The sequence below is a fragment of the Streptomyces sp. TRM49041 genome (genome assembly GCF_008271805.1).
GTDB lineage: Bacteria > Actinomycetota > Actinomycetes > Streptomycetales > Streptomycetaceae > Streptomyces.
The window spans coordinates 45,015-61,953 of the sequence record NZ_VSRY01000016.1 but is presented as its reverse complement, the minus strand read 5'-3'; the positions used below and the strand labels follow the sequence as shown (position 1 = coordinate 61,953).

General features: G+C 72.8%; 13 protein-coding genes. 7 read left to right on the top strand and 6 right to left on the bottom strand.

The genetic code is table 11. The features are described from left to right. Nucleotides 1–31: 31 nt before the first annotated feature. The 3 genes from FVS66_RS01435 to FVS66_RS01425 all read right to left on the bottom strand — a co-directional run bounded on the left by FVS66_RS01435 (nucleotide 32) and on the right by FVS66_RS01425 (nucleotide 4,644). Nucleotides 32–2,305: a lipopolysaccharide biosynthesis protein gene (locus tag FVS66_RS01435; protein WP_399224637.1), complete on the bottom strand. Its 2,274-nt coding sequence runs from the start codon at nucleotides 2,303–2,305 to the stop codon at nucleotides 32–34. Then, the gene (locus FVS66_RS01430) at nucleotides 2,298–3,452 is read right to left on the bottom strand and encodes a DegT/DnrJ/EryC1/StrS family aminotransferase (protein ID WP_149179101.1); all 1,155 of its coding nucleotides are present in this window, start codon (nucleotides 3,450–3,452) and stop codon (nucleotides 2,298–2,300) included. Before FVS66_RS01430 ends, FVS66_RS01435 begins: the two co-directional genes overlap by 8 nt. Before the next feature lie 196 nt (nucleotides 3,453–3,648). Further along, nucleotides 3,649–4,644 (bottom strand): RNA polymerase sigma factor SigF, encoded by a 996-nt coding sequence (locus FVS66_RS01425; RefSeq protein WP_149179100.1) that lies wholly within the window; start codon nucleotides 4,642–4,644, stop codon nucleotides 3,649–3,651. Nucleotides 4,645–4,868: 224 nt separating this feature from the next. Between FVS66_RS01425 and FVS66_RS01420 the strand changes: the two genes are divergently transcribed. The 3 genes from FVS66_RS01420 to FVS66_RS01410 all read left to right on the top strand — a co-directional run bounded on the left by FVS66_RS01420 (nucleotide 4,869) and on the right by FVS66_RS01410 (nucleotide 7,626). Then, nucleotides 4,869–5,237 carry an STAS domain-containing protein gene (locus FVS66_RS01420; protein WP_149179099.1) on the top strand — a complete coding sequence of 123 codons (369 nt, stop codon included), beginning with the start codon at nucleotides 4,869–4,871 and terminating at the stop codon, nucleotides 5,235–5,237. Between the two features lie 175 nt (nucleotides 5,238–5,412). Beyond that, nucleotides 5,413–5,940: an ATP-binding protein gene (locus tag FVS66_RS01415; protein ID WP_149179098.1), complete on the top strand. Its 528-nt coding sequence runs from the start codon at nucleotides 5,413–5,415 to the stop codon at nucleotides 5,938–5,940. A gap of 180 nt (nucleotides 5,941–6,120) precedes the next feature. Continuing rightward, nucleotides 6,121–7,626, top strand: a complete 1,506-nt coding sequence (locus FVS66_RS01410) for a sugar transferase (protein WP_262386735.1) — start codon at nucleotides 6,121–6,123, stop codon at nucleotides 7,624–7,626. 16 nt (nucleotides 7,627–7,642) lie between these two features. Here FVS66_RS01410 and FVS66_RS01405 read toward each other — a convergent pair whose 3' ends face one another. Next, nucleotides 7,643–8,674: a GDP-L-fucose synthase family protein gene (locus FVS66_RS01405; RefSeq protein ID WP_399224634.1), complete on the bottom strand. Its 1,032-nt coding sequence runs from the start codon at nucleotides 8,672–8,674 to the stop codon at nucleotides 7,643–7,645. 119 nt (nucleotides 8,675–8,793) lie between these two features. Here FVS66_RS01405 and gmd point away from each other — a divergent pair, with 119 nt between their 5' ends. From gmd to FVS66_RS01390, 3 genes are all read left to right on the top strand, one after another. Further along, nucleotides 8,794–9,807: a GDP-mannose 4,6-dehydratase gene (gene gmd / locus FVS66_RS01400; protein ID WP_149179096.1), complete on the top strand. Its 1,014-nt coding sequence runs from the start codon at nucleotides 8,794–8,796 to the stop codon at nucleotides 9,805–9,807. Nucleotides 9,808–10,024: 217 nt separating this feature from the next. Continuing rightward, nucleotides 10,025–12,751 (top strand): DNRLRE domain-containing protein, encoded by a 2,727-nt coding sequence (locus tag FVS66_RS01395; RefSeq protein WP_149179095.1) that lies wholly within the window; start codon nucleotides 10,025–10,027, stop codon nucleotides 12,749–12,751. Nucleotides 12,752–12,821: 70 nt separating this feature from the next. Then, nucleotides 12,822–13,523: a hypothetical protein gene (locus FVS66_RS01390; RefSeq protein WP_149179094.1), complete on the top strand. Its 702-nt coding sequence runs from the start codon at nucleotides 12,822–12,824 to the stop codon at nucleotides 13,521–13,523. Here the strand turns inward: FVS66_RS01390 and FVS66_RS01385 are convergent. After that, a complete protein-coding gene (locus tag FVS66_RS01385) occupies nucleotides 13,502–14,632 on the bottom strand; it encodes a glycosyltransferase (RefSeq protein WP_149179126.1) in 1,131 nt (376 codons plus the stop codon). The two genes, FVS66_RS01390 and FVS66_RS01385, sit on opposite strands and share 22 nt — an antisense overlap. A 23-nt stretch (nucleotides 14,633–14,655) precedes the next feature. Continuing rightward, nucleotides 14,656–15,195 (bottom strand): WcaF family extracellular polysaccharide biosynthesis acetyltransferase, encoded by a 540-nt coding sequence (locus tag FVS66_RS01380; protein WP_149179093.1) that lies wholly within the window; start codon nucleotides 15,193–15,195, stop codon nucleotides 14,656–14,658. A 235-nt stretch (nucleotides 15,196–15,430) separates the two neighbouring features. Here FVS66_RS01380 and FVS66_RS01375 point away from each other — a divergent pair, with 235 nt between their 5' ends. After that, nucleotides 15,431–16,936 carry a hypothetical protein gene (locus tag FVS66_RS01375; RefSeq protein ID WP_262386742.1) on the top strand — a complete coding sequence of 502 codons (1,506 nt, stop codon included), beginning with the start codon at nucleotides 15,431–15,433 and terminating at the stop codon, nucleotides 16,934–16,936. The last annotated feature ends 3 nt before the right edge of the window (nucleotides 16,937–16,939 follow it).

Below are 16,939 nucleotides of genomic sequence, written 5' to 3'. Positions count from 1 at the left end.
CGGCCGCACCGGTCGCACCCCCGCCGGGCGGTCACTCCCCACCCGGCCGGTCGCCCCGGGGCCCCCGGCGGCGGGCCGCCACGAGTGCCGCCGCGGCCGCCGCGCACAGCCCCGCGGAGACGGGCACCGCGGCCGCGGCGAACACCTCCTGCGCCGCCCACCCCGCCACCGCCAGCACCCACACCGCGCCCGCCACGGCCCGCCCCGGCACGCCCAGCGCCCACAGGGCAACCGCCGCCAGCGCCAGGCACAGCGCCTGCAGTACGAGGGGCAGCGCGGCCAGCACCACGCCCCGGCCGTCCGCCTCCAGAGCCGCGAGCGTGGCGACGAGCGACGCGCCCGCCTCCGCGCCCGGGCCGCCCGCCGGGGCCGGGTCGACGCCCAGCAGCAGCGGGCCCGAGTGCAGCGCGGCCACCGTGGCCAGCAGTGCCGTAACGGCCAGGGCCGGCTGCGGGCGCGGCAGCGCCAGAGCCCCGGCGAACACCACGACCAGCAGGGCGCCCGCCACGACGCTGACCGGCGGCAGCGCGGCCGGCAGCCCGGTGCCGGACAACTGCTCGTGGCCGCCGCCCCCGGGGACCCGTATCAGCCGGACGAGCGGTATCCAGAACAGCCCGGCGGCCAGCCCGAGCAGCAGCCACAGCCACGCCACCGCCCGACCGCCCCCCGACCCGTCCACGCCCTCCCCGTCCACGCCCTCCCCGTCGTGTACGCCGCCCCGTACGGCCGCGCCCCCGCCCGCGCCGTCGTCCCGGGCGGTGTACACGACGGGGAACCCGAACGCGGGCGTCTCCGTGTCCTGACCGCCCGGCAGATACGACGGCGCGGGCGACCGGGCGGCGTCCCGCGCCGCCGCCCAGCGTGTTCCGTACCCGGCCGTCGCGCTCACGCGCGGCCGCCTCCGCGACCAGGCCGGCCGTCCCGGTTCGCGTCCCGTCAGCGCGGCCCGCAGCCCCGGCGCCGACACGACCGCCATCACCGTCATGGACACCAGCAGCGCCAGGCCCGCGCCCGCTATCCCCGCCGGCGTCATCAGCACCGCCGCGCTGCCCAGCACCAGCGTGCACATGACGCCCTGCACGGCGGCCAGCGTCCCCGTGCGGCCCTGAACCCGCAGCACCCCGATGTACAGCTCGACGGCGACGCGCGGCAGGGCGGCGGCCGCCAGCAGCCGCAGCACCGTCGTCCCGTGCTCCGCGTACGCCGCGCCGAACGGCGTCAGGATCAGCGGGGCGAACGCGATGAGGACGAACACGACCGGCACCAGCAGCAGTGCCATCCGCCGCAACGCGCCGCGCACCCCCTCGGCGAGGCTCTCCGGACTGTGCGACGCGTGCGCCGTCAGCGACGAGGCCATGTTGATGGCCATGAACTCCATCGTCCCGCCGACGGTGTACGCGGTGTAGAAGTAGCCGTTGTGCGCGGCGTCGAAGCGGACCGCGACCATCACCGGCAGCAGGTTGATCATCGCGAGGCTGAACAGCGCGCCCACCGAGTCCCCGGCGAGGAACCGGCCCATCTCGCGCGGCGTGGGCGGCTCCCGGTCGCGGTCGGCGGCGGCCTGCCGGGGGATCAGCCTCCGGAAGACCAGCCAGCCCAGCGGCAGCACGGACAGGCCGATGGCGGCCGCCCACGACACGAAGATGCCCAGCACCGGAAGCGAGGTCGCGAACACCACGAGCAGGAGCAGCTTGCCGAGCGAGAACACGGCGTTCCCGACCGGCACCCAAACCGCCTTGCGCAGCCCGGTGAGGACACCGTCCTGGAGGGTGAGCAGCGCCCAGGCCACACACGCGCTGGTGAAGAACAGCCCGGCCGGCAGTCCGGTCAGCGGCGCGTACGACGGACCCCACAGGTCCAGCGTGAACAGGAACGCCGCGCAGGCGGCACACACGACCAGCGAGCTGACGCCGTACGCCCGCCACACCAGCGGCCCGGTCGCGCGCCCGGCCCTCGGCACGTACCGCACCACCGCGCCGATCATCGTGGTGGCCGTGATGGAGGCGAGGAGCCGCATCGCGGCGATGGCGGCGGAGCCCTGCCCCACGGCCTCCTCGGTGTAGTAGCGGGCGGCGACCAGCCAGAATCCGAGGCCCAGCGCGGCGGAGACGCCCGTGGAGAGCATCAGCGCGTAGGCGTTGCGGAACATCGAGTCGCCGCTGGGGCGCGGCACGGCGGCGGCTCTCTCCGCCACGGCGCCGTCGCTCTCGGAGGCCGCGGGGTTTCCCGCGGGTCGAGCGGAGACGGGACCCTGGGGGAGAGCCTTGGTGGGGGTGTCCGGCTCCAGCCGGGTCCTTTCAGGCACCGCTCTCGCCGGGAGGGGGCGCGGGCCGGGCACCGGAGGCATGCAGGACACTCAGGACGGTGCCCGCCCCGAGCGGGTCGGCGGGCAGTGCGTGCCGGGCGAACCAGCGGGCGGGAGCCGGCGCGGGCGACGCGTCCGTGAACGCCGCGCCCGCGTAGTCGTCGAGGGGCGGGTCGTACAGATACCCCGTGGTGACCCGGTGCCGGGCCAGGGCCGCGATGGCCGCGTCCCGGTCGGCGACCAGCAGCGGCACGCGGAACAGCGGCTGGAGCGGCGCCGCCGCCGCGCCGGGCGCGGCCCACGGCGACGCGAGCAGCCGCTCCGTACCGGCCCGGTGCGCGGCCAGGGTGGCGTCGAGGCGGCTCAGGAGCCGGTGCGTGCGGCGCAGCCGGGCCGGGCCCGGGGCCAGCCGGTAGTCGTGCAGGTCGACCCGGACCCACGAGTGGAACGGTACGAGCCCGGGCGCGGCGTCCACCGCCTGCTTCAGCTCGCCGGGGCGCAGGGGCATCCTGATCTCCTCGCGCTCCTCCTGCCCGAGCAGCCGCAGCGTGGCCCGCGCGGCCCTCACCAGCCGGAGCCCGCGCACCGCCGCCTCCGCGTACGGGCGGGCCACATAGGCCAGCTCGGCAGTGCGTCGCACCGGGTGCAGCAGTTCGTCCCTGGCCCGCGCCAGCTCCGCACGCAGCCCCGGGTCCCGTAACGCCAGGAACCCGCCGGTCTTGGCGCCGGTGTGTTTGGAGAGGCTGAACACGGACGCGTCGCCGAACGTCCCGACCGGCCGCCCCGCGACCCGCGAACCGATCGCGTGCGCCGCGTCCTCCAGCAGCGGGATGCCCAGTCGGGCGCACTTCGCGGCCAGTTCCGGCGCCGGGTCCGGGTTGCCGTACAGATTGGTGGTGAGCACCGCGGACAGGCCGCGCCACTCCTCCTCGGGGACCGCCGCCGGGTCGATCGACGCGTCGTGCGCGTTCAACGGCGCCTGTACGGGCCGCAGTCCGGCCGCTAGGACGACGAAGAAGATGACGTCGTCGTTGACCGGCGACATGAGGACACGCCCGCCGGGCGGGCACCAGTGCCGCAGTGCGACATACAGACCGAGTCGGCACGACGGCATGTACAGGCACTCTCTGCCCAGCCGTTCGCGCATGAACGCTTCCGATACGGACGCAGAAACCATGCGAATCCCCCCTGAACCCCGGCCCAATGTGTCCCAATTCGGGACTGCCCGTCAATAAGGCGCATGAGCCTGTGGAAAACCCCCGGGCCCAGCCCGCGCGACGCCACGAAGGCCCGCCCCCCGGATAGGGGGCGGGCCCTCGTGGCGTGAAGGGACGCGACCGGGGTCACTCCTCCAGGGTCAGGCCCTTGCGGAGCTTTCCGAGCGTGCGGGAGAGCAGCCGGGACACATGCATCTGCGAGATGTTCAGCTCCTCGCCGATCTCCGACTGGGTGAGCCCGGCGACGAACCGCAGGGAGAGGATCTTGCGGTCGCGCGGGGGCAGGGAGGCGATCAGCGGCTTGAGCGACTCGATGTACTCGATGCCCTCCAGACCGTGGTCCTCGTAGCCGATCCGGTCGGCCAGGGCGCCCTCGGTGTCGTCCTCCTCCGGCTGGGCGTCCAGCGAGCTGGCGGTGTACGCGTTGCTCGCCGCCATGCCCTCGACGACCTCGTCCCTGCTGATGCCGAGCTTCTCGGCCAGCTCGCCGACGGTCGGCGCCCGGTCCAGCTCCTGGGCCAGCTCGTCACCGGCCTTGGCCAGGTCGAGGCGGAGCTCCTGCAGCCGGCGCGGGACGCGCACGGACCACGAGGTGTCCCGGAAGAACCGCTTTATCTCGCCGACGATCGTCGGCATCGCGAACGTGGGGAACTCGACCTCGCGGCTGAGCTCGAAGCGGTCGATCGCCTTGATCAGACCGATCGTGCCGACCTGGATGATGTCCTCCATGGGCTCGCTGCGGGAGCGGAACCGGGAGGCGGCGAACTTCACCAGGGCGAGGTTGAGCTCGACCAGGGTGTTGCGGACGTACGCGTACTCGTGAGTGCCCTCCTCGAGGGCCTCGAGCCGCGCGAAGAGCGTCTTGGAGAGTGCCCGTGCGTCGAGGGGCTCGACTTCGTCGTACGGGGGGATCTCGGGCAGGTCCGAGAGGTCGGACAGATCTGCTGGTGCTACCGGGGCTGCCGGGCCCGTCGGTCGGGCCGGGTCGGCGGGGTCGGCGCGGTGAGCGGTGCCGTCCGTGCCGTCCGTGCCGGCTATGAGAAAGATCTCGTGCGGGAATGTTGCCGACGTCGCGTCGGGGGTACGCGTTTCGTCGAGCCGGGGTGACATGGTCTCCTCCATCGTTCTCGGCATATGGCCGCCGATGCCCATACATGAAGCTGCGGTGTGCGGCGCCTCCAAAGCCAGCGTGTCGGGGGTGTCCCACTAGACCTACCGGGTTCGCACCTGCCGGTGCAAGTGTCATTTGTTCCGTATATACCCTTTGCGGGGGCCTTCGACTACCCGCCGACCGGGATTCGTCGTAGGGTTCTATCGACCCAGAGACATCGGCGAAGAGGGGCGGAATGGGCCGCGAGACGGTCGGCAGCGCGAATCAGGGCCGGCTTCGCGTCGGGGTCCGGACGGAAGGTCCCAGCGAGATCCTGACGCCGGTGGGTGAGCTCGATCACCACACCGCCGATCTGCTGCGTGAACCCCTGGAGGCGGCCCTCACCCAGGGCCGCGCACGCCTCGTGGTCGACTGCTCACAGCTCGAGTTCTGCGACTCGACGGGCCTCAACGTCCTCCTCGGTGCCCGGCTCAAGGCCGAGGCGGCCGGCGGCGGTGTCCACCTGGCCGCGATGCGGCCCGTGGTGGCCCGGGTCTTCGAGATCACGGGCGCCGGGGCGGTCTTCACCCTCCATGATTCTCTGGAAGCCGCGCTGAGGCTGTGACGACCGCCACCGTACGGTCGGCCTCGTCGGCCGATCTGGTGGGTGTCGCCCGGAAACGGCCGGGCAGAAGAACGCCAGAAGACCCCGCGATGGGATGTCGAGGGGCCACACTCTCTGTAAACGATGTCGACGTCGACGTAAAGACGACCTGGTGAATCGGTGAGGTGACGCGCTGATGGGTGCCACCCAGCAGCAACCGCCTAGCGGTCTCGGCCCCGAGCCGGGCGGCTCCGGCGCTTCGTCCACGCGGAGCGTGGCACCTTCCGGTACGCCGGAGGGGGCGCGCGGCCGCCGCCGCGAGACCCGTCGGCTCTCGCTGGACGGCGCCAGCGGTATCGTCCCGCTCGCCCGCGACTTCACCCGCCAGGCGCTGTACGACTGGGGCTGGCTCCCGGCCGCCACCGCCGACCGCCGCGCGGCCGCCGAGGACGTCCTGCTCGTCGTCTCCGAGCTCGTCACCAACGCCTGTCTCCACGCCGAGGGCCCCGAGGAGCTGCGGGTCTCCCTGCACGCGAAGACCCTGCGCCTGGAGGTCGAGGACCGGGGCGCCGGCCAGCCCGCGCCCCGCACCCCGCACCGGGCGGGGCGGCCCGGGGGTCACGGCATGTTTATCGTGCAACGGCTCTGCCTGGACTGGGGCGTTCAGAGAGCACAGGGCGCGCCGGGCAAGACCGTGTGGGCGGAGCTGGCGGCACCGGCGTAGCCCGTCGGGCGCGGGCTCGCGTCTCTGTCCGGAAACAGTACGTATACGCGAGCTTACGGAAGAACGTGTTCTGTAGAACCTCCGCGTGCCGTAGTGTGCCGTCGCGTGAAGGAAATGTGTGAACCGCTGAACTGACCTTGCGGGGAACGCGGTTTTCCAAGCCTGGGGGGGCTGCAAATCTTGGGAGACACCGGAACCTACGGCGTTCGTACCGCGCGGCTGACCGGCGTGCGGGAGGACCGGCGAGGACGGGGGTGCGCGGCGGCACAGGGCCGTCGCGAGAAGCCGCGCTGGTATCTGCCGGCCGTGCTCGCCGTCGACGTCGCCGTCACCGCCACGTCCGTCGCGCTGGTCTTCGCGAAGACCGGCCAGCCGCACCCCGTGCGGTCCGCCGCCGTCGCCACCGTCGCCTGGGCCGCGATCCAGGCGTTCCGCCACCGGTACCGGCGCGACGAGCTCGGGGAGTCGCGCGGGGCCCTGCCCGTGCTGCACGACTGGCTGATCCTGATCGCCGCGCTCGCGGTGCTGGGCGTCGCCACCGCGCAGACCCCCGAGCCGTACCCCGCGCTGGCCGCCCTGGCGCCCACGCTGGTGAGCACGCTGGTCTGCAGGCGCGGGATCCACCGCCATCTGACCGCGGCCCGGCGCTCCGCCCAGGCCGTGGACCGGGTGCTGGTGGTGGGTGGCCCGGGAACACTCGACAGCGCGGTCCAGCGGCTGGCGTCCCGTACCGATCATCCGTACGCCGTGGTCGGCACCGTGCTCGTCGGCGACGGCGACAGCGCCACGGCAGGCGACGGCGCCACGGCCGGTGACCGGGACCGGCTGGACCCCGCCCTGGACGGCAGGGCCGCCGGACACCGCCTTGTCGACGCCGCCCGGCGGTACCGCGCCGAGCTGGTGCTGGTGGCCCCCGGCGCGGGCCTCACCGGCGACCGGCTGCGGGAGCTGTGCTGGCTGCTCCACGACGCCGGCCTGGAGGTGGCCCTCACCCCGGGTCTGGTCGAGACCTCGGTCAAGCGGCTGCGGGCCGCCTCGGTCGCCGGACTCACCGTGCTGCGGGTCGAGCCGCCGTTGAGCCATGGCGCCCAGGCCGCGCTGAAGACCGCGGTCGACCGGTGCGGGGCGGCCGCCGGGCTGCTGCTGCTCTCCCCGCTGCTGCTGATCCTCGCCGTGCTGATACGGCTCGACTCGCGCGGCCCGGCGCTGTACCGGCAGCGGCGGGTGGGGCAGGATCAGGAGACCTTCACCATGTGGAAGTTCCGCACCATGGTCACCGACGCGGACCGGCGCAAGAACGACCTCGCCGCGTGGAACGAGAACGACGGTCTGATGTTCAAGATGCGCCGCGACCCCCGGGTCACCCGGGTGGGCCGGTTCCTGCGCCGCACGTCCCTCGACGAACTGCCCCAGTTGTTCAATGTGCTACGAGGTGACATGTCCCTGGTAGGTCCGCGTCCCCCGCTGCCCGAGGAGGTCGCCTCGTACGACGCCACGGCGCTGCGCAGGCTCCGGGTGAGGCCCGGTATGACGGGCCTGTGGCAGGTCAGCGGGCGGTCGGACCTCTCCTGGGATGAAACGATTCAGCTTGATCTGCACTACGTCGACAACTGGTCGTTCAGCAGCGATCTCGATGTGATGAGCCGTACGCTCCGCGCCGTCGTCGACGGCCGCGGAGCGTACTGAGGCTCGAATGGCGGGGTCAGTAACGCGTGACCGCCCCCGGGCCGTCCACCGGGCCTCCGCCTGCCCGCTGGGCCAGCCACCAGGCGTATGTCGACGCGATGCCGTCCCGCAGCGCGATGCGGGGCTTCCAGCCGAGCGACGTCAGGCGGGACACGTCCAGGAGCTTGCGGGGCGTCCCGTCCGGCTTCGTGGTGTCCCAGGTGATCCGGCCGGTGAACCCCGTCACCTGGGCGACGGTCTCGGCGAGTTCCCTGATGGTCAGGTCCTGCCCGCAGCCCACGTTGACCGGCGCGTCACCGTCGTATCCGGCCAGCAGCGTCACGCAGGCGTCCGCCAGGTCGTCGACGTGCAGGAACTCACGTCGCGGAGTGCCCGAGCCCCACAGCGTCACCTCGTCCCGGCCGGTCTCGCGCGCCTCGTGGAAGCGGCGGACCAGCGCCGGGAGGACATGGGAGGTCTCCAGGTCGAAGTTGTCGCCGGGCCCGTACAGATTGGTCGGCATGGCCGAGATGTACGCGGCGCCGAACTGCCGCCGGTACGACTGGACCTGGCAGATCCCGGCGATCTTCGCCAGCGCGTAGGGCTCGTTGGTGGGCTCCAGCGGGCCGGTCAGCAGCGCGTCCTCGCGGATGGGCTGCGGCGCGTGCTTGGGGTAGATGCAGGAGGAGCCGAGGAACAGCAGCCGCCGGACACCGGCGGCGTGCGCTCCCGCGATCACGCTGAGCTGGATCCGCAGATTGTCCTCGAGGAACTCGACGGGCCGGGTGCTGTTGGCGAGGATGCCGCCGACCTTGGCCGCGGCCAGGACCACGGCGTCGGGCCGCGCGTCAGCCAGGAACGCGGCGGTGCCGTCGGCATCGCGGAGGTCGAGTGCCGAGCGGTCCCGAGTGATCACCTCGTGGCCGTCGGCGGTCAGCCGCCGGACCATCGCGGAGCCCACGAGGCCACGGTGGCCGGCGACGAATATCCGGGCCCGCCGCGGCAGAAGCGGCGACGACTGGGTGAAGGGCGGCGGCGCCGCCTGCGAGTCGGTCATGAGCCGGATCATGCCAGGAGCGGGGGCGTGGCCCCCGCCCCTGGCCGAAACTTCAGTACATATCGCAAGAGAACGCCGGAAACGCTGCGGACGGGGCCGGTGCCCGGCTCGTCCGGGAGGAGATGCCACACATGAGCAGGACCGCGTTGATCACGGGGGTCACCGGGCAGGACGGCTCGTACCTGTCGGAGCTGCTGCTGTCCAAGGGGTACACGGTGCACGGCCTTGTGCGCAGGTCCTCCACCTTCAACACCGAGCGCATCGACCACATCTACCAGGGGCCGCAGGAGAGCGGCAGGTCGTTCGTGCTGCACCACGCCGACCTGTCCGACGGCGTGGCGCTGGTGAACCTGCTGCGCGACATACGCCCCGACGAGGTCTACAACCTGGGCGCCCAGTCCCATGTCCGGGTCTCCTTCGACGCGCCCCTCTACACGGGTGACGTCACCGGGCTCGGTGCGCTGCGGCTCCTGGAGGCGGTGCGCGCCTCCGGTATCGACACCCGCGTCTACCAGGCGTCGTCGTCGGAGATGTTCGGCGCGACCCCGCCCCCGCAGAACGAGATGACGCCCTTCCACCCGCGCAGCCCGTACGGCGTCGCCAAGGTCTACGGATACTGGGCGACCGTCAACTACCGCGAGGCGTACGGGATGTACGCGGTGAACGGCATCCTCTTCAACCATGAGTCGCCGCGCCGCGGCGAGACCTTCGTCACTCGCAAGATCACCCGAGCGGTGGCCCGGATCAAGGCGGGGCTGCAGAGCGAGCTCTACCTCGGCAATCTGGACGCGGTGCGGGACTGGGGGTACGCCCCCGAGTACGTCGACGCGATGTGGCGGATGCTCCAGCAGGACGAGCCGACCGACTACGTCGTCGCCACCGGCGTAGCGGCCACCGTCCGGCAGTTCCTGGAGACGGCCTTCGGCCACGCGGACCTCGACTGGCGGGAGCACGTCAGGTACGACGCCAAGTACGAGCGCCCCAGCGAGGTCGACGCCCTGATCGGCGACGCGAGCAAGGCCGAGCGGCTGCTGGGCTGGAAGCCCGAGGTGCGGGTGGACGACCTCGCCCGGATCATGGTCGACGCCGACATCCGCCAGGTGCGGGACGAACTGGCGGGCACAGCGGTCCGCGTGGACCGCTGAGGACCGGAGAACGCCGCGGTCGGAGACCGCCGAGGCCGCCGAGACCGCTGAGAACCGGGGACAGAGAAGGACCGGAATTTTTCGCGTAGTTGGCCAGAAATGGCCGGACAGCCGTTACTCTACGGCTCATTCATATGATCGGGTGACCAGACCAGGCGCCCGGAACCGCGCCGAACGGGCGCCCACAGCGCAAGACGTTTCCGGTCTTGGGGGGTACATGAAGAGATCCAGAGGGCTGCACGCTGCCCTCGTCCTGTCACTGGCGGCCGGACTGACGGCCGGAATCGGGGCGGCCGCCGCCCCGCCCGCGGCCGCGCTCACCGAGCCGGTGGCCTTCACCGCGGACGACCTTCCCACCTGGCAGACCAACGGCATCGTCTGGGCACTCGCCCAGGTCGACGGCGTGGTCTTCGCCGGTGGTACGTTCTCCGCCGTACGGCCCCCGGACGGCGCGTCCGGTACCGCACAGCAGGCGCTGAACTTCGTGGCGCTGGACGCCGCGACCGGCGCTCCCACGGACTGCGAACTGTCCTTCACGGTCTCCTCGGGCACCGCCACCGTCCGGGCCCTGGCCGTCTCCCCGGACAAGCGGACCCTGTACGTCGGCGGCTACTTCGGCGCGGTCAACGGGAAGCCGGTGTCCAGTGCGGCCGCCATCGACGTCGCCACCTGCACGCCCAAGGACGGCTTCCACGCCGCCTTCCCGGCGACGGTCCGCGCGCTCGCCGTCACCGACGACACCGTGTACGCGGGAGGCGACTTCGGCCAGGTCAACGGCGAGACCCGGCAGCGGTTCGCCGCGGTCGACGCCGTGAGCGGGGCGCTACGGCCCTTCAAGGCCGACGCCGACGAGCCCGGCCGCGCCATCGAGCTCACGCCCGACGGGCGGCACGCCCTGCTCGGCGGTGACTTCTTCCGGGTCAACGGGGCCAGTTCGCACGCCCTCGCGGTGGTGGACGCCACGACAGGCGCCCTGGCCAAGACGTATCCCGGCTTCATCATGAACAGCTCGGTGGTCAAGGACATCGAGACCGACGCCACCGGCTTCTACACCGCCAACGAGGGCACCGGCGGCTTCGACGGCCGCATCGCCCTGGAGCTGGACGGCTTCGAACAGCGCTGGCGGGACAGCTGCCTCGGCGCGACCCAGGCGGTCGAGTCCCACAAGGGCGTGCTGTACAGCGCCTCCCACGCGCACAACTGCTCCAGCGAGAACGAGTTCGCCGACGGGCGCCGCTACCACTTCCTGGCCCAGCCCACCACGTCCACGGGCAAGCTCGGCTGGTTCCCCGACACCAACGACGGGATCGGCGAGGGCATCGGCCCGCGCGTGCTGACCGTCGCGGCCAAGGACGGCGTCGAGTACCTCTGGTCCGGCGGCGAGTTCACCACGGTCAACGGCGCCCCCGCCCAGGGGCTGACGCGCTTCGCCTCGACCGGTGACACCGGCCGGCCCACCACACCGGTGGCGAGCGCGGCGAGCGTCCGGTCGGGCGAGGTGCACGTACGCTGGCGCACCAGCCTCGACCTGGACGACAGCCGGCTGACCTACCGGGTCTACCGGGACGGTGCGGGCACCCCGGTCGCCACGCTGAACGCCGAGTCGCTGCCGTGGCACCGCCCGCAGGCGTCGTTCACCGACACCGGGCTGACCCCCGGCACCACCCACTCCTACCGCGTGACCGCCACGGACGGCGCGGGCAACGTCAGCGGGCTCTCCGCCACGGCCACCGCCACGGTGGCGGTGTCCCCGGAGCCGTACGCCTCGGCGGTCATCGCCGACGGCGCGGGCATGTACCTGCGCTACGACGACACGGCCGGCCCCTATGTGGCCGACTCGTCCACGGGCGACCTGAGCGGTCTCGAGTCCGGCGGCCCCGCGCACGACCAGGCCCCGGCAGCGGTCGCGGGCGGCAGCAAGGCGTTCGGCTTCGACGGCTCCAACGACAAGGTGTACGGCGACCGCCGTGTCACGGTCGGCGACGCGTACACCGTCGAGACCTGGTTCAAGACCACCACGAACCGCGGCGGCAAGCTGATCGGCTTCGGGAACAACACCACCCGCAACAGCAGTCGGTACGACAAGCACATCTACATGAACAACTGGGGGCAGTTGTACTTCGGTGCCTACGACGGCCGGGCACGCTACCTCTCCACCTGGTCCTCCTACAACGACGGCAAGTGGCACCACGTCGTCGGCACCCAGGGCCCCGGCGGCATGACCCTCTACGTCGACGGCCGGCGGATCGGTGGCAACACCTACTCCGGACACGAGAAGTACGCGGGCTACTGGCACATCGGCGGCGACAACATCGGCAGCTGGCCGTCCCGCCCGTCGAGCAACTACTTCGCCGGGCAGCTCGACGAGACCGCCGTCTACCCGACCGCGCTCACCGGCGACCAGGTGGCCACCCACTACGCGCTCGCGTCCCAGCAGGGCGACACCGTCACCACGGTGCAGCCCACCGGAGACACCTACGTCAACGCGGGAGCGGCGGGGAGCAACTACGGCTCCTCCACCTCCCTCGCGGTGCGCGGCACGTCCGCGTACGAGACGTACCTCCGCTTCTCGCTGCCCGCCGCGCCCGCCGGGACACAGCTCGTCGGCGCGGCCCTGGAGGTGCGGACCGACTCGTCGTCGTACGCGGGCTCGGCCGACCCGGTGCGGATCCGTCCGGTCACCGGCGCCTGGTCGGAGAGCGAGGTCACGTACGCGACCAAGCCGTCCCTCGGCGACCAGTCGCTCGGCACGCTCACCCCGCCGACGGGCGCGAGCACGAACGCCTCGGTGCAGCTGGACAAGGCCGCCGTCGGCGCGGCCCTGGGCGGTGAGTACAGCCTCGCGCTGACGGCCGACGGCACGGACTCGCTGTGGCTGTGGTCCAGCGAGGCGGCCGCGTCGGGCGAAACGCCCAGGCTCATCCTCACGTTCTCGCCGAAGTAGGCCGTGGTGGTGGGGGCGGTGCCACGGCGCCGCCCCCACCACTGCGGGAACCATGGATCAGGAGCAACAGATGCGTACCCACCTCCGGCGTCCCGCCGCGGCCTCGCTGCTGCTGGCGGCGGTGCTCACCATGACGGGCTGCTCCTCGGGCGACACGGGCGAAGCGACCGGGGCCGCCGCCCCGTCGGCCTCCGCCCCCACCCTCTCGGCGGCCGAGCGGCTCGCCGAGGAACAGGAGAAGGCCACCGCCGACGACGGCCCGGCGCCGTCGAAGAGCACGCCGGCCGGACCCGTACGGCCGGACTCCGACCTCAAGCCCGCGACGGGCTCCTTCACCGAGCAGGAGAAGAAGTACCTGAGCGGGCGGGTGCCCGAGTCCGTCGAACCCGCCGCCGTGCTGGACGTCGGCAAGGAGTCCTGCCAGCGGATCGCACGCACCGCCAAGCACGACAAGGACGCGGCCGTCGCCGCGATCATCGCCGGGCAGATCCGCGACGCCGCCGACGCCGTCGCCCATCTCTGCCCCGAACAGCGGCCGGTGCTCGACGCGGCCAAGGGCGGCTATCCGGACGGCACCCACAGCACCCCGGCCCCCGGCCGCTACCGGACCCTGTCGGCCGGCCCCGACTGCACATGGCAGGTCACCGACGCCAAGGGCGGGGAACTGGCCGCCGGACCCGCCCCCGGCGGAGCCGACCGGCACACCCTGACGATCCCGTCCGGCGCCGCCCGGTTCGTGTCCTCCGGCTGCTACGCCTGGGCGCGGGCCTGACCCACCGCCTCGCCGTAGACCTTGAGCAGGTCGTCCACCACCGCCTCCATGGAGAAGGCGGAGCAGGCCAGCGCGTGCGCCGCCGCCGACGCCTTCTCCGCCGTCTCCGGCTCCAGCAGCTCGCAGACGGCGGCCGGGAGACCGGCCGCGTTCTCGACGACCCGTCCGGCGCCGGCGTCCCGTACGGCGGCGGCCAGCCCGTTGGAGACGGTCACGACGGCCGGAGTGCCCACGGACAGCGACTCCAGCACCGACATGGGGAACGGCTCGTCCACCGACGGCAGTACGTAGACGTGCGCCCGCCGCAGCTCGGCGAGCACCTCCGCCGCGCTCAGCGCGCCGGGGCAGCTGAACCGGTCCCGCAGCCCGAGTTCGTCGATCAGGCTCTGCACGGAGGCCAGTTCGCCCTCGTCGGGGCCCGCGAGCACGAAGCGGGCGTCGGGGTGGCGGCGCAGGATCTCCGGAGCGGCCGCCACGAAGTCGCACGGTCGTTTGCGGGCCTGCAGCCGGGCCGCGTACAGGATCCTCGGCGGGCCGTCCGGCGCCGGGCGCGCGCTCTGCCGCGGCACCCCGTTGACGAGGGGCACGGCGTTGGCCGACGGAGCACCGAGGACGGCGTCCAGGCCGCGCCGCTCGTGGGCGGTCAGGTGCAGGACCGCCGAGGCGCCGCGCAGGACCCGCCGCACGGCCAGCGCGTCGAGCACCTTCGCGAGGAGCTTCTCGCTGGGGTCGACCATGCCGTGCGTCTGGAGCACCAGCGGAACCCGGGCGCGCAGCGCGGCGAGGGCCACGGGCAGTGTCACCAGATCGCGGGCGAGGTGCACGTGGACGACGTCCGCGCCGCGCACGAGCCGCCCCGCCTCGGCCAGCAGGGCGGGGGACGTGATGCCGCTGAAGCCGAGCGGCAGCAGCCGCCGGGCGGGATGGAGCCGGGCGGGGACGCCCTCGACATCGGTGGGCAATGTGGCGCCGAAGCCGTCGGCCAGGGCGAGCAGCCGGGGCATGTGGCCCCGTTCGCGCAGCCCGTGCGCGAGGTTGAGGGCGACCCGGACCGGGCCGCCGAAGGCGCCGGTGGGGGAGTGCAGGGTGACGGCGTGCAGGACGCGCAGGGGCGCGGCACTCATGGGGGCGCTCACATCGGCTCCTTGACCGGGCGGCGCGTGCCGTCCGCCGTGTGCAGGGTCAGTTCGGGGAGGTCCCGGTGGAGGACGGCGCCGGCGGCGACGACCGCGTGGCGTCCCACGCGCGTGCCCGCGAGCACGGTTGCGCGGGTGGCGATCCAGGCGCCGTCCTCCACCGCGATGGGCGCGTTGCGGTAACGGAAGTCGGCCGCGCGGTGGTCGTGGCTGCCCGTGCACAGCAGGGCCTCCTGCGAGACGCACACCTGGGCGCCGATCGTGACCGGCTCCAGATTGAGCAGCCAGGCGCCCTCGCCGATCCAGGAGTGGTCGCCGATCGTCAGCTTCCACGGCCACAGGACGCGGACCCGGTGCCGTATCAGCACGTTCTCGCCGATCGTCGCGCCGAACGCGCGCAGCAGCGCCACCCGGAGCCGGGCCGGGCACCACCAGGCCATGAACACCAGGTTGAGCACGGCGAACCACAGCGCCTGCGTCAGCCTGCCGCGGCCCTTGTCGTACCCGGCCAGCGTGAATGCGGACAGGTCGCGCATGCGCCGGACTCCCCCCTGTGCCTGTGCCCGTAATGCGGAACGCGCCCCAGGCTAACCCGCGTCACGCCGACATCACAGGTCACATCGCGCCGTGCTCGCTACACTGCCCGGAAGCGGGGCGACGGGGGGTTTCAGAGTGACGGCCGACACCACGCCCGGCATACGTACGTCCGGGACTGCGTCCGGGACGCCCGGCAGGTCCGGCAGCCCCGGCAAGTCCGGCGTCGCCGTCCAGCTGCCGCCGCCGTTCGCGCCGCGCACCCTGCTCTCCCGGGCGCTGGCCGTCCCGCTGGTGCTCGGACTGTCGTGCTTCCTGCCGCTCGTGGTGATCTCCCAGCCGGGTGAGGGGCCGAGGGACGCGGCGTTCTGGCTGCAGGTCGTCCTCACCGTGTACTGCGGCGTACGGCTCTCGGCGATGGTCCTCACCACCCGCCGCAAGCTGCTGCAGGCGACGTTCTGGATGTTCTGCTACATGGCGATGGGCGTCGCCCCGCTCGCCCAGGCGGTCATCGGCCGGGTGCCGACCCCGGTCGTGGGCCCCCGGGAAGACCTCGTCCAGGCCGTCTCCCTCGTGCTCCTCGGCTGCTTCGCCTTCGACGTGGGGGCGCTGCTCGCCCGCTACCGGCCGCTCCTGCACCGCCGCACCCGCGGGGAGGCGCCCCGCCCGACGGGCGGGTCCGGGGCGGGCGAGCGCGGGCCCGCCGGGGCCGGGCCCGCCATGCGGCCGCTGCTGATCCACCGCGGGCGCCTTCTGCTGCTGGCCGTGGCCGCCTTCGCCTGCGGCGGCCTCCTCATCGTCAAACTGGGCGGCCCCGCAGTCTTCTTCAGCAGCCGTCAGGAGATCATCGCCGGTATCGAGGAGGCGGGTGTCTCCGGCGACGGCTCCCAGGCGGGACAGGCGTTCCTGCGCGGCTTCGGCACCGTGCCGCCGCTGATCGCACTGCTCGTCTACACCCGGTGGCTCGTCACCTCGCGGCGGGCCCGCCGCACCTGGTCGGTCGTGGCGGTGTTCGGCGCCCTCCTCGTCCTGAACGCCATCGTGAACAACCCCGTCTCCAATCCGCGTTACTGGTTCCTCACGGTGCTGTTCGCCCTGCTGTTCACGGCGTTCCCGGTGAGTGCAGCCATGTACCGGATGTCGCTGACCGTCGGGGTGGTCGTCGCGCTGCTCGTCTTCCCGTTCGCGGACCGGTTCCGGTACGACGAGAACAACACCCGGCAGATCGAGACCACGTCGTTCCTGGAGCCGCTGGCGCTCAAGGACTACGACCAGGTCGGCATGTTCGCCAACACGATCACCTACGTGGAGTCCGGGCAGGGACACTCCTACGGCTACCAGCTGGCCGGTTCGCTGCTGTTCGCCGTACCGCGCTCGGTCTGGCCCGACAAGCCCTCGGACACGGGTGTGACGGTGGGCGAGTGGATGGGCGCCGTCAACACCAACCTGTCGTCGCCGGTGTGGGCCGAACTGTGGATCGACTTCGGGCCGGTCGGCATGACCATGGGCATGGCGGCCGTCGGGTACGCCGCCGCCCGCGTCGACCGCCGGGTCGCCCGCCGCGCCGTCCGCGGCTCGCCCCCCGGCAGTCTGCTGCTGATCACCGCCCCGCTGCTCGCGGGCTACTCCTTCATCCTCGTCCGCGGCCCACTCCTCCAGGCCACCGGCCGAGTGGCGATCGCCGCGCTGTGTCTCGCGCTGATCGCCACGTACCGCCGGGACAGGGGAACGCTCCTCGACTGAGGC

Coding starts and splice junctions, on each gene's coding strand:
- FVS66_RS01430 (WP_149179101.1), bottom strand. CDS start 3,452: ATGCGCGAACGGCTGGGCAGAGAGTGCCTGTACATGCCGTCGTGCCGA.
- FVS66_RS01425 (WP_149179100.1), bottom strand. CDS start 4,644: ATGGAGGAGACCATGTCACCCCGGCTCGACGAAACGCGTACCCCCGAC.
- FVS66_RS01420 (WP_149179099.1), top strand. CDS start 4,869: ATGGGCCGCGAGACGGTCGGCAGCGCGAATCAGGGCCGGCTTCGCGTC.
- FVS66_RS01415 (WP_149179098.1), top strand. CDS start 5,413: ATGGGTGCCACCCAGCAGCAACCGCCTAGCGGTCTCGGCCCCGAGCCG.
- FVS66_RS01405 (WP_399224634.1), bottom strand. CDS start 8,674: ATGATCCGGCTCATGACCGACTCGCAGGCGGCGCCGCCGCCCTTCACC.
- gmd (WP_149179096.1), top strand. CDS start 8,794: ATGAGCAGGACCGCGTTGATCACGGGGGTCACCGGGCAGGACGGCTCG.
- FVS66_RS01395 (WP_149179095.1), top strand. CDS start 10,025: ATGAAGAGATCCAGAGGGCTGCACGCTGCCCTCGTCCTGTCACTGGCG.
- FVS66_RS01390 (WP_149179094.1), top strand. CDS start 12,822: ATGCGTACCCACCTCCGGCGTCCCGCCGCGGCCTCGCTGCTGCTGGCG.
- FVS66_RS01380 (WP_149179093.1), bottom strand. CDS start 15,195: ATGCGCGACCTGTCCGCATTCACGCTGGCCGGGTACGACAAGGGCCGC.